Genomic DNA, 12,867 nt, shown 5'->3' on the forward strand with positions numbered 1-12,867 from the left:
TGTCCCTAACGATCGCCGTTAGAAGATCGGAGGGCGCGATTCTCCCGGCCTTAGTTGCTCCACAGCTCGACGCGTTCCTTGATCAGCTGGGTACGCAGTTCCCCCGCCTTCTTCACGCCAGCCTTATCCAGTTGCTTCATATAATCGTCCCATACCGCGTCGAACTCTTCCGGCTTGGCCAGGATGGCCTTCGGAATCATTTTCCACGTGATATTCTTGAGCTTCTCGTCCAGAACCGTCAGATCGTTGTCGCTCGGAACCGAGATGTTCCAGCCCGCGCCCCACGGAAGCTCCTTGAACTCTTCCTCCTTCGGGAACAGATCCTTCCAGATCGTGGCGCCGTAAGCCTTCAGCACTTCCTTCTCGACGTCGCTGTAGTCTTCGGCAAGCTGCTCCGGGTATCGAAGCGTGTAATAATTGCCCGTCGGATCCTTAACTCCGTCTCCGTAGTGGGGAGCCATTATGACATAGCTGCCGATGCCGGTCTCCTTCTGGAAGTTGGCGGCGTCGTTGACGCGGCGGTCGTTCACTTCCTTGATCATCGTGCGCTTGCCGCTCGCGTCGACGGTGTAGTGCTTATCCTTGATGCCCCAGTTGAGCAGCACTTGGCCTTCGTCGGACGCGAGGTAGTCCAGGAGCTGGATCGTGCGGACCGGATCCGGGTTCGTCTTGGAGATCGCGATGCCGTAGCCCGCCATGAAGCCCGTCGGCCAGAATACCGTGCTCTTGTACTTCTCGTCCAACGTCACCGGATAATGGCCGTACGTGTAGTCGAACTTGCCTTCCGCCTTCAGCGCCTTCTCGCCGTCGGCATAATCCCACAGCTGGTCGATCAAGCCGAGCACGCGGCCGGAAGCGACCTTCGCCTTGTATTGGTCGTACTTCTGCACGAAGCTCTCCGGATCGAGCAGCCCTTCCGCGTTCATATGGTTCAGCCAGCGGAAGTATTCCTTCTCTTCCGGACGAAGGTAGTGATAGATCGTCTCGAGGGTGTCCGGGTTGGTGTAGTACTCGCCGTCGTCCGCGATGCCGGTGGTGGCGGTCGCGGGATTGGTGACCGAGATATACATGTGCCAGTCGTCCGCGTTCAGCGTCAAGCCGATGTTCTTGTTGCCCTTGTCGTCGGTCGGATGCTTGGCGAGATACTGCTTGATGGCGTTCTCGAAGTCCTTCACCGTGCGGATCTGCGGGTAGCCGAGCTCCTTGACGACGCGATGCTGCAGCTCGAAGCCGCCGCCCGCCTCGAAGTTGACATGGCCGACGCCGTTGTAGGACGGAAGAACGTAGATCGCGTTGTCGTCATTGCTGTAGCGGAGGCGATTCAGCTGATCGCCGTAAACCTTCTTGATGTTCGGGCCGTACTTATCGATCAGCTCGGTCAAGTCGATGACGGCGCCGGCGTCGACGAACTTGTTGATGCTGCCCTTGGCGCTGATGATGTCCGGGTATTTGCCGCTGGTGGCGATAAGCGCGGACTTCTGCGCCGGGTCGCCGACGGCGAATTCGGCGTTCAAGGTGACGCCCGTCTTCTCCGTGATCACCTTGCCGATGTCGTCCTGCATGTTCGCCCAGTTCGGGCTCGGGTCTTCGCTGTAGAAGCTGAACGTAATCGGTTTCAATTCACCGCCGGCCGAAGCCGAACCGGAAGCTTCCGCCCCTGAAGCCGGGCTGGCGGAACCGCCGTTGTCGCCGTTGTTGCCGCATCCGGCGAGCAGCCCGCTCAGAAGCGCAGCGGACATGAGCAGAATCGGCCATTTTCTCTGTACTGCCATTCAAGAGCCCTCCTAGTAATGTTCGTGATCTATTGTATAACAGGCAAGCCTGTGCATACCGGCGGAAATGCAAGGCTGGGGGAAGGGAATGTTCTCCAGAAGAGTCCTCCAAGAGTCCTCCAAGAGTTCTCCAAGAGTTCTCCAAGAGTTCTCCCAGGGTCGCCCCCTTCCCGGCCCGCCCGCTTCAGCCCTTGACGGCGCCGAGCGTCATGCCCTGAACGAAGTAGCGCTGCAGGAACGGGTAGACGACGAGAATCGGCACGGTGACGACGATGGTGATGGCCATCTTGACCGATTCCGGCGAGACGCTCGACAGCACCTGCGTCATGTTCGCGCTGCGGTAGTCGCCGTTGTTCCCGGACGTCGTGCTCTGCAGCACCTTCGTGAGCTCGTACTGCAGCGTCGTCAGATGCGGGCTCGTCGCGTTGTACAGGTACGTATCGAACCAGGAGTTCCACTGCCCGACGGCAAGGAACAGCGCGATCGTGGCGAGCGCCGGCGTCGTCATCGGCAGGATGACGCGCCAGTAGATCGTGAAGTCGTTCGCCCCGTCGATCTTGGCGGATTCCTGAAGCGCGTACGGAATGCCGTCGATGAACGAGCGGATGACGAAGACGTTGAAGGCGCTGACGAGCCCCGGAAGAATGTATACCGCGAACGTTCCCATCAGGTGAAGATCCTTGATGAGCAGGTAGACGGGGATGAGTCCGGCGGACACGTACATCGTGATCGCCAGGAACACCGAGACGAACTTCCGTCCCTGGAAGTCGGGGCGGGCCAGCGTGAAGGCCAGCATCGAAGCGCTGACGAGGCCGAGAGCCGTGCCGACGATCGTGCGCAGCGCCGAGATCTTGAACCCGGTGACGAGCCCGCTGAACGAGAAAATCACTTTGTAGTTCTCCCAGGTGAAGTCCCGGGGGAAGATGGAGATGCCTCCCCGCACGCTGTCGGTCGAGTCGTTGAAGGACAGCGCCAGGACGTTCAGGAACGGGTAGATGGTGACGGCCGTGACGACGATCAGGATAACCGCGATGACGGCGTCGAGAGCTTTGTCGGTCCAAGGTGCGCCTTTGCGCATGGCTCGCGTGGACAATGAGGGCGCCTCCTTACATGATGCTTTCTTTGGTGATCCGCTTGAACAGTCCGTTCGCGGCGAACAGCAGGATCAAGCTGACGACCGAGTTGAAAATGTTGACCGCGACGCCGAACGAATAGCGGCTCATCTGGAGCCCGTACTGGAGCGAGTACAGATCGAGCACCTGCGAATAGTCGCGAACCAGGTTGTTGCCGAGCAGGAACTGCTTCTCGAAGCCGATGCTGATCAGGTGGCCGATCGACAGGATGAGCAGCACGATGATCGTCGAGCGGATGCCCGGCAGCGTAATATGCCAGATCTGCCGCAGGCGGCTCGCGCCGTCCACCTTGGCCGCCTCGTACTGCTCGGAGCTGATCCCCGACATGGCCGCCAGATAGATGATGGCGTTCCAGCCGGTCTCCTTCCAGACGTCCGAGACGGTGACGATGCCCCAGAACAGATGGCCTTGGGCCATGAACTGAATCGGCTTGTCGATGAGGCCGAGCCCCATCAGAATGTCGTTGACGGCGCCATGGTCGCTGGAGAGCATTCTCGTGACGATGCTGGCGGCGACGGCCCACGAGACGAAGTGAGGCAGATATGACACCGTTTGCACGAACCGCTTGACAAACATCTGCCTGACTTCGTTCAATAGCAACGCGAACAGGATCGGAACCGTAAAGGCGGCGACCAGTCCCATCAAGCTCATCGCCAGCGTGTTGCGCAGAACCTGATAGAACATATCGTCCTGGAATAACGTCTTGAATTGGTCGAAGCCGACCCACTTCTGCTCGAAGACGGACTTGCCCGGCTTGAACTTCTGAAAGGCCATCAGCCAGCCCCATAGCGGGTAATAGCTGAACACGAACACCCAGACGACGAACGGAAGCGACATCAAGTACAAGTACCGGTTGCGCAGGGCCTTCGCCCAGAATCGCGAGCCGGACCTCGTCGCCGTCCTTCTCTTCGCGGGGATCGCTGTCCCTGACATCGCTTTCATACTACCCCTCCCAATTGATTACGTTTCCATGATAAAGGATGGGGGGAACGGCCGATACCGGAAGGATCGGGTGCAAAATCATATAAAAATCCGTGAAAGCGGCACCAAATCGTACTATAGAAAAAGGAGGACCTTGCGGTTCTTCCGGTCCCCCCGGGCCTCTCCGGATCCCCCTCCGGCAGAAGGTCGCGCTGCGTATCGGGCCGCCATAGACCAAAAACGCCCGCAGCCGGGCGATCTCCGAGGGATCGCCGTTACGGCCGCGGGCGCGCAACGCGTTAATGCTTCCGGTAGGCGGACGGCGAGACGCCCACGTACTTGCGGAACTTGCCGTGGAAGTAGTCGACGTTGGAATAGCCGACCCTCTCCGCCACCTGGTACACCTTCATCCCTTCGCCGAGCAGCTCCTTCGCTTTCTCGATCCGGACCTTGTCCAGATACGTGTTGAAGGACTCGCCGGTCGCGTTCTTGAACAGCTTGCCCAGATACGAGCTGTTGTAGCTCAGCGCCTCCGCCAGCGACTCCAGCTTCAGATTCTCCCGATAGTTCCGGCGAATCAGCTCGATCATCCGCTGCACCTGCTGGTCGCCTCCATAGCTCCGAAGCTCCTCGGCCGCTTCCCGGACGAGCCCGAGAAGCCGATTCAGCATGCCCGAATACCGGTATTCCGCATAGATGTCCAGCGCCTCCGTCGCGAGCGACTGGCAGCTCGCCTTGTGCTCCGGACGGGTCTGCGCCAGCTTGCCCAGCGCCGTCGTCAGCAGTTGAGCGAAGCCGGCCTTGATCGCCGGCTCGGCCATGTCCGCTTCCAGCATCGCCGCCCCTACCGAATCGATCAGGGCGGACGCCGCCTCCGCGTTCCCGGCGTCCAGCGCCAGCAGCAGGCGCTCGCCGGCGGCTTCCAGGTCGGGCGCCTCCGCCGGCTCCGCCGCTTCCTTCCGGCGCTCCTCCGGTCCGTGGATCCGGCCGCCTTCGAGAACGAACCGGCGGCTCATCAGCTCCCGCGCTTCCCGGAACGGACGCCCCAGCTCCCGGACGCTCGTCGCGGTCCCGCCGCTCACGACGATAAAGTCGAGGCCGGACGCGGCGCAGGCCGCCTCGATCTCCCGGTAGGCCGCGCTATGCGCCCTCGCCTGGCCGGCCTCCTCGGTCAGCACGAGCGCCAGGTACGGATCGGCGGAGACCAGGAAGCCTCGCCCCGTCCGCTCGAAGGCGGCCTCAAGCTCCCTTCTCACTCTCGCGCTGCTCTCCGCATCGATCTCTTCCCGGCTCAGCGGCTTCACGAGCAGCAATTCGAACGAGCCGCCTCCCTGGTCCGCCGCCCGAATCGCCGCCTCCGGCACCTGACCGTCCTCTCCCGACAGAATCGCGGCCGCGATCCGCTCCCGGGTCCAACCCGCGGCTTCCGGCTTCGCGTTCCCGGTCCGGCGGTCGTCGTCGAGCGCTTCCTTGAGGCGGTGCAGAGCCGCCGACAGCTCGTCCTCGTCGACCGGCTTCAGCAGGTACCCTTCCGCCCGCAGCGTCATGGCTTGCCGGGCGTATTCGAAGTCCGCATGCCCGCTCAGGATCAGAATGCGGGGCGGAGCGCCGGGGCGCCTCTCCTGCAGCGCCCGGATAAACTGCAGACCGTCCATGCCGGGCATTCGGACGTCGACGATGATCAGGTCCGGTCCGATCTCCGGCGCCTTCTCCAGAGCGTCCAAGCCGTCGGCCGCGGTGCCCGCTACCCGGAAGCCGTGGGCTTCCCAATCGACGATCGTCTTGAGTCCTTCCCGGATCAGAGGCTCGTCGTCCACGATCATCACTTTGTACATGCGTTCGATCCCTCCACCGGAATCCGGAATTCGATCCGGGTCCCCTTATGCTCCTCGCTCTCGATCCGCAGTCCCGCCCCTTCGCCGTACGTCAACGTCAGCCGCATCTGGACGTTATGCAGACCGATCCGGTTCGCCTCCTGATCCCTCATCGTCCGGCGGACGTACGCCAGCCTCTCGCCGGACATTCCGGCCCCGTCGTCCTCGACGCGAACGACGAGCGCTCCTTCCGCGACTCGCGCCGACACCGCGACCGTCCCGCCGCCGGGACTTCGCTCCAGGCCGTGGACGACCGCGTTCTCCACGAGAGGCTGGATCAGCAGGGGCGGCAGGACGATCCTTCCGGCTTCCGGCTCGATATCGATCTCGTAGTTCAACCGGTCCTCATGGCGGAACTTCTGAATCTCCAGGTACGCCCGAACCATCTCGAGCTCTTCGTTCACCGCGATCGCCTCGCCGGTGATCTCCAGGCTTCGCCGCAGCAGCCTGCCCAGCATTTTGACCGTCTTCGAGATCCCCTGTTCGCCGCTGATGTGGGCCTTCATCCGAATCGATTCCAGGGCGTTGTATAGAAAATGCGGGTTGATCTGGCTCGCCAGCATCTTCAGCTTGATCTCGTTCTGCTTCCGCTCGAGTTCGCCGGCATGCCGATGAGAGAGCTCGACCTCGTTCATCAGCTCCTTGACGTTGTTCACCATATGGTTGAACTGGCGGGTGATCTGGCCGATCTCGTCCTTCCCTTCGTCTCGGAATTCGACGTTGAAGTTGCCCGTCGACACCTTGCTGATCTGGCGGCTGAACTTAAGCAACCGGTTGGTCATCACGGTGCAGATCGAATAGATCAGCACGATGGACAGCGCCGCGAACACGGCGATGATCCGAATGCCCGCCCGGTCGATCCGGTTCGCCTCCCGGACGATACTGTCGATCGGGTAGATCGTGATCACGTTCAGGCTCATGTAGCTTTTGTCCGGCTGGAGCTTGTCGATTCGCACCTTGGAATCCCGCCCGTCGACGGCCATCTGGTAGACGCCGGGCGGCTTCCCTTCGATAGCCGAACCGAGCCCGGTGTCTCTCAGCAGCTTGCCGAGCGTTCCCGGCCGGTTGGAAGCGACGACATAGCCCTGCTCGTCCGTCAGCAGCGTCTCGAAATGCTCCTGCCGAATGACCGAATTCAAATATTCGGTGTTCACGTCGATCGAGAGCACGCCGAACGACTTGTTCTCCTGGAAGTAGACGCTTCTCACGAGACTAAGCAGGTTCCCCGCCGTCCGCGTCTCGCTCGGGTAGTAATACCAGCCGACGAGCCCGCTGTGCTCGATCGCCGCCCGGTACCAGAAGCTCTTCGTCGTCTTCGCGTCGATGGGGAGGAACTCCCAGTTGTTCAGCAGCGTGTCGTTCTGCACGAACAGCTTGATGCCGGCGATCTCCGGATTGAATTCGAGATACGTCCGGAACGTGTCGTAATTGCGGTAAGCATCGACCACGTCGCTGCTGCTGCGATACCTTGTCGTGGCGACCTCTTCCATCTGCGAATCCAGCATCAGCCGGCTGGACAAGCCGATGGCGACGTCGAGCGTCTCGGCCGTCCGGTTCTTGATCCGCTCCACCGACGCCTCCGATTGCTCGATCGCCTTGTCGAGCGCCGACTGCCGGTACTCGCGGACGATGAAGAATCCGACCGCGATGAACGGAAAGATAAAAAATAGAATATAGGCCAGCACCATTTTGTTGCGGAACCTCATGTCGTTGAACCGCCGGATGATTCCTCTCAGGACGTTCCCCTCCCGCCGTCGTCTCCGTGACTATTGTCGTTCAACGAAGCCTCGCGGCGCAACCCCCCGCCGGACGATAGATATTGCCAATAGGAGAGAGGCTGCATGAATCTTGGACGCTCCAGCCGGCGGAGAGACGATCGAATTGAAAATGCTTCCCAAAGAAGCTATAATTCCGAAGACGAACCTGGGTCCGGCGAATCGCCGCGCGGCGCGGAGCGGGCGCCTGCCTGTGTGCCTGCCTGCCAGCCTGCCTATCAGCCTGCCTATCAGTCTGTCTATCAGTCTGCCTATCAGCCTGCCTGCCGTTGGTCGGATTTAGCATGGATTTTAGATCGAATTGTGCGGGTATCTCCGAGGTTCGCCGAATAGTAAACTAGTTTTGTATGCGGATACAACCCTATCGTTAGGAGGAACTGCCAGCTATGAGCGACTCGCAAGGCTATCCCTTCCGGAATCCCGACCTCCCGCTCGAGACGCGGGTGAACGACCTTGTGTCGCGGCTTGATCTGGAGGAGAAAATAAACTTGATGGGGCAGTACCAGGACGGAGTCCCGCGCCTCGGCGTCAATCCGTACAAGCACGGCACCGAAGCCGCCCACGGCATCGCTTGGCTCGGCGAAGCGACCTTCTTCCCGCAGCCCGTCGGACTCGCCTGCACGTGGGACGAGGACCTGCTCCGGCGCGTCGGAGAGGCGATCGGCACGGAAGCGCGCGGCTTCTTCCGCCGCGATCCGGCGAAGAACGGCTTGACGCTGTGGGCGCCGACCGTGGACATGGAGCGCGATCCGCGATGGGGGCGCAACGAGGAAGCGTATGGCGAAGACCCGATTCTCGCGGGCAAGCTGACGGCGGCGCTGTCGCGGGGCATCCAGGGCGATCACCCCTTCTACGTCCGGGCGGTCGCGAGCCTGAAGCACTTCATCGGCAACAACAACGAGGTCGATCGCGGCGAATGCTCGGTCAGCATCGATCCGCGGAACATGCGCGAGTATTACTTGAAGGCGTTCGAGCTGCCGTTCAAGGAAGGCGGCGCGCTGTCGATGATGACGTCCTACAATTCGGTGAACGGCGTGCCGGCCAACCTGAACCCGCAGGTGAACGAGGTCGTCAAGCGGGAATGGGGCATGAACGGCTTCGTCGTCAGCGACGCGGGGGATATTCTGGGCACCGTGAACGACCATAAGTATTTCGACAATTACAAGGACGCGGTCGTCCAATCGATCCTTAGCGGCATCGACAGCATCACCGACGACCATGCCGTCGCCAAGCAGGCGATCCGGGACGGGCTCGCGGACGGCAGCCTGACGGAGAACGATCTCGACGTCGCGCTTCGGAACGCGTTCCGCGTCCGGTTCCGGCTCGGGGAGTTCGATCCGGACGACCGGAATCCGTACGCCGCGATCGACGAGTCGGTCATCTGCTCCCCGGCGCACCGGGAGGTGTCGCTCGAGGCCGCGCGGAAGAACGTCGTTCTGTTGAAAAACGAGGGATCGGCTCTGCCGCTCGACGCGAAGGCCGTCCGCAAAGTGGCCGTCGTCGGCCCGCTCGCCGACATCGTGTACCGGGACTGGTACAGCGGCACGCTGCCGTATGCGATTACTCCGCTCGCGGCGATCAAGGCCAAGCTCGGCGGGGCTTCCGGCGAAGCCGAAGTCGCTTACTCGAGCGGCAACGACCGGCTGAAGCTGGCGGCGAACGGCCGGTTCGTGGCGACGCGGCCGGACGGCAAGCTCGCCGCGACGTCGGATGCGCCGGGCGAGGCGGAGACGTTCGAGCTGACGGATTGGGGCTGGCGCGCGCATACGATCGTCGCCGAGAGCACGGGCAAATACGTGACGACGGCGGACGACGTTCACGTGACCGCGGATTCGGACGAGATCTTCGGCTGGTTCACGAAGGAAGCGCTCCTGATCGATCGGGCCGGCGAAGGCAAGCTGAACGTGGCGGCGTGGAACAACGCCCGCATCGGCATCGGCGAGGACGGCCTGCTCGCCGTCGATCCGGAGCTGGCGGAGGAGCGTTCCTCCCTCGGCTCTCCGGAAGAGCGGGCGGCCGCGGCGGCGGCCGGCGCGGCGAAGGTGACGGCCGTCCAGTTCGATACGGTGACCGTGACGGACGGGGTTCGCGAGGCGGCCGAAGCCGCGCGGGGAGCCGACGCGGCGATCGTGTTCGTCGGCAACCACCCGCTCGTGAACGGCAAGGAGACGATCGACCGGCCGGACCTGACGCTGCCGGAATCGCAGGAGCGGCTTATCCGCGAGGTGTACGCGGCCAATCCGAACACGATCGTCGTCATCGTCGGCAGCTATCCGTTCGCGGCGAATTGGGCGGACGAGCATGTGCCGGCGATCCTGTACACGTCGCACGCGGGGCCCGAGCTCGGCAACGCGGTGGCCGACGTCCTGTTCGGCGACTACGCTCCGGCGGGCCGCCTCAACATGACGTGGTACCGCTCGGCCGACCAGCTGCCCGACTTCATGGACTACGATATCATTAAGGGCGAGCGGACTTATCGTTATTTTCAAGGGGATGTCCTGTATCCGTTCGGCCACGGGCTGACCTACTCGGAGTTCGAGTACGGCGACCTCGAGCTGGACCGTTCCGGGATCGGGGAGGGCGAGCAAGTCGTCGTCCGCATGAAGGTTCGCAACGCGGGGCCGAAGGCGGGCGAAGAGGTCGTGCAGCTGTACGGCCGGTCGGGCCCGTCCCGCGTGAAGCGGCCGCTCAGGCAGCTGCTCGGCTTCCGGCGCCTGGCGCTGGCCGCCGGGGAGAGCGCCGTCGTCGAGTTCAAGGTGAGCTCGTACGACTTGTCGTTCTGGGACGTCACGCGGGACCGTTGGTGCCTCGAGACGGGCGCGTGGACCCTGATGGCCGGCCGGTCGTCGGCCGACGTCCGCTCGTCCGCGGAGCTGGCGGTGTCCGGCGAGAAGGTGCCTCCGCGCGACCTTCGGCAGGTAACGGCCGCGGTCAACTATGACGATTACGAAGGCGTCATCGTGGACGAGTGCAAGGAAGGCGGCAGCAGCGCGGCGGCCGTCCGGGACGACGCCTGGATCCGGTTCGCGGACGCCGAGTTCGGCGAGCCGGGCGCGGCTGCGGGGCTTGCGGCCGCTTCGGGCAAGCCGAGCGTCAGCCTGTTCGAAGCGCGGGTATCCGCCGCGGAAGGCGGCACGATCGAGCTCGTCTCGATCGATCCGGCCTCCGGCGCCGAAGCCGTCGTCGGCACGTGCCCGGTGCCGGCTACCGGCGCCGCCCAGGCGTGGCGCACCGTCACCTGCGCCGCGGGCCCGCTCGCCGGCCGCCGCGACGTCGCGCTCCGGCTGAGCGCCGGCGTCCGGATCTCCACCTTCCGCTTCGCCTAATGAGACGCAGGGCCGCCGAAACTAACCGGCGGCCTGTTTTCTTACACAAAAAAAAAGCCTCCCCAAATACTGGGGAGGCCGAGAGGCGCCGACGCGCGGTCGGCGCCTTTTTTTTGCGCCTATAAGATTTAGCCCTGCGATCCGATGAACAGGTACCTCGCGATGACGAGAACAAACAGGATCCACATGAGCCAGTGCACGCTGTACTTCTTCTTGCCGAACCAGCTCGACACGGAAGCGAGCAGCACGTAGGACACGATGCCGAACGAGATGCCGTTGGCGATGTTGTACGTGAACGGCATAAGCGCGATCGTCAGGAACGCCGGGATGGCGACGACGAGGTCGGCGAAGTCGATCTCCTTGACCGCTTGCATCATCAGCACGCCGACGATGATCAGCGCCGCGCTCGTCGCCGGAGTCGGCACGATCAGGGCGATCGGCGCGAGGAACAGCGAGAGCAGGAACAGCACGCCGGTCGTCGACGAGGTGAGGCCGGTGCGGCCGCCTTCCGCGATGCCCGCCGAGCTCTCGACGAACGCGGTCATCGTGCTCGTGCCCAGCATGGCGCCGCCGCTGACGGCGACGGAGTCGACGAGCATCGCTTTGCCGATGCGCTTGTTGCCCTCTTCCTTGTTCTTCAGGAAGCCCGCGCGGTTGGCCGTGCCGACCAGCGTGCCGAACGTGTCGAACAGCTCGACGAACGTGAAGGTCGCGATGGCGGACAGAAGGCCGGTCGAGAGCAGGTCGGCGAAGTCGAAGTCCCAGAAGTTCAGCTCGCGGAAGTTCGGAGTCCAGCTCTGCCCCTTCAGGCTGCCGAAGTCGACGACGTCCACGCCCGGGATGGCGCCGATCAGAGTGGTGACCACGATGCCGATCAGAATCGCGCCGCGAACGCGCAGCACCATCAAGACACCGATCAGGAACAGGCCGACGACCGTCAGCCAGACGCCCGGCTGCGTCAGGTCGCCCAGGTGGAGGACCGTCTCGTTGCCGGTCAGGTCCGTGTACTTGCCTTGTTCGAAGCCGCGCGCGAACGGATCGAGCGAGATCGTCAGCAGGCCGCTGGTTTTCAGACCGATAATGGTAATGAACAAGCCGATGCCGACCGTAATCGCGTGCTTCAGGCTGTCCGGAACCGCCACGACGAGCAGCTGGCGGACCTTGGTGACCGTCAGAATGAGGAAAATAATCCCCGAGATAAACACCGCCGCCAGTCCCATCGACGGCGTGATCGGATGATCGGTCGCCTTGGAAGCGACGACCGTCGTCGCGAAGAACGCGTTCAGCCCCATGCCCGGCGCGAGAGCGACGGGGAAGTTGACGAACAGTCCCATCGCCAGCGTGAAGATGCCGGCGGCCAGCGCGGTCGCGAGGAAGATGCTGTAGCTGTTCAGCCCCGAGCCGCTCAGAATCGCCGGGTTGACCGCCAGAATATACGCCATCGTCATAAACGTGGTCACGCCCGCCATGATCTCCGTGCGTATGTTGGTTCCGAATTCCTTCAGCTTAAAAAATTTGTCCATAACTCTGGGCAAGTCCTCCTTAGGCTTAATAGGATTCATTCGTACAAATGCAATCCCTGCGAATTGAACCGTGAACATACAAAAAACCTAGAAGATGTCTCTTCTAGGTTCCGCACAACGGCGAAAAAGCATACCGGGGGAATCGCGCGTGTTCCCGCCGGTGTTGCTCTCTCGCTTTTCGTAGCCGGATCATTTGCGGTGACCCCTAGAAACTCCCGGGCCGATTCCCGGGATTATACGAAATACGATTCAGTTGTCGTCCTTCCTCATTCTAGGTACAAAGCCCTGCGGCGTCAACCGTTTTTACGAACTTTTTTGTCGCATCTCTCCGATTAAGTTCGGTATGATAGCGTTTTCTTTAAACAGCCGCTATGAAAAGAATACAGAAATCTACATTTTCACGATAGGAACGCGCAAATAAGAAGAACGCCCGAAGGCGTTCCCCTTGTTCTCGATTCAGCCGAGCGGCGGCTTCGGCCGCTTCTGCTTCTCCGGCAGCTCCGACCGTTCCCGCTTCTCTGGAGCTTCGACTGTTCCTGCTTC

General features: G+C 62.3%; 7 protein-coding genes and 1 riboswitch. Of the genes, 1 reads left to right on the top strand and 6 read right to left on the bottom strand.

The window, feature by feature from the left end:
* Nucleotides 1–50: 50 nt before the first annotated feature.
* The 5 genes from H7B90_RS22100 to H7B90_RS22120 form a co-directional block, all read right to left on the bottom strand.
* Nucleotides 51–1,772: an ABC transporter substrate-binding protein gene (locus H7B90_RS22100; protein WP_185138072.1), complete on the bottom strand. Its 1,722-nt coding sequence runs from the start codon at nt 1,770–1,772 to the stop codon at nt 51–53.
* Between the two features lie 184 nt (nt 1,773–1,956).
* Nucleotides 1,957–2,850 carry a carbohydrate ABC transporter permease gene (locus H7B90_RS22105; protein ID WP_185138100.1) on the bottom strand — a complete coding sequence of 298 codons (894 nt, stop codon included), beginning with the start codon at nt 2,848–2,850 and terminating at the stop codon, nt 1,957–1,959.
* A 28-nt stretch (nt 2,851–2,878) separates the two neighbouring features.
* Nucleotides 2,879–3,847, bottom strand: a complete 969-nt coding sequence (locus H7B90_RS22110; protein ID WP_185138073.1) for an ABC transporter permease — start codon at nt 3,845–3,847, stop codon at nt 2,879–2,881.
* Nucleotides 3,848–4,125: 278 nt separating this feature from the next.
* Nucleotides 4,126–5,661 (bottom strand): response regulator transcription factor, encoded by a 1,536-nt coding sequence (locus H7B90_RS22115; protein ID WP_185138074.1) that lies wholly within the window; start codon nt 5,659–5,661, stop codon nt 4,126–4,128.
* Complete coding sequence (locus H7B90_RS22120; RefSeq protein WP_185138075.1) at nt 5,649–7,406, bottom strand: sensor histidine kinase; 1,758 nt, start codon at nt 7,404–7,406, stop codon at nt 5,649–5,651. Before H7B90_RS22120 ends, H7B90_RS22115 begins: the two co-directional genes overlap by 13 nt.
* 455 nt (nt 7,407–7,861) lie before the next feature.
* Between H7B90_RS22120 and H7B90_RS22125 the strand changes: the two genes are divergently transcribed.
* Nucleotides 7,862–10,801, top strand: a complete 2,940-nt coding sequence (locus H7B90_RS22125; RefSeq protein WP_185138076.1) for a glycoside hydrolase family 3 C-terminal domain-containing protein — start codon at nt 7,862–7,864, stop codon at nt 10,799–10,801.
* A 128-nt stretch (nt 10,802–10,929) separates the two neighbouring features.
* Here the strand turns inward: H7B90_RS22125 and H7B90_RS22130 are convergent, their stop codons facing one another.
* A complete protein-coding gene (locus tag H7B90_RS22130) occupies nt 10,930–12,324 on the bottom strand; it encodes an NCS2 family permease (protein WP_185138077.1) in 1,395 nt (464 codons plus the stop codon).
* A gap of 161 nt (nt 12,325–12,485) precedes the next feature.
* A riboswitch (purine riboswitch) is annotated at nt 12,486–12,585 on the bottom strand.
* Nucleotides 12,586–12,867: the final 282 nt, after the last annotated feature.

The sequence above is a fragment of the Cohnella xylanilytica genome, assembly GCF_014212175.1.
Taxonomy (GTDB): domain Bacteria; phylum Bacillota; class Bacilli; order Paenibacillales; family Paenibacillaceae; genus Cohnella; species Cohnella xylanilytica.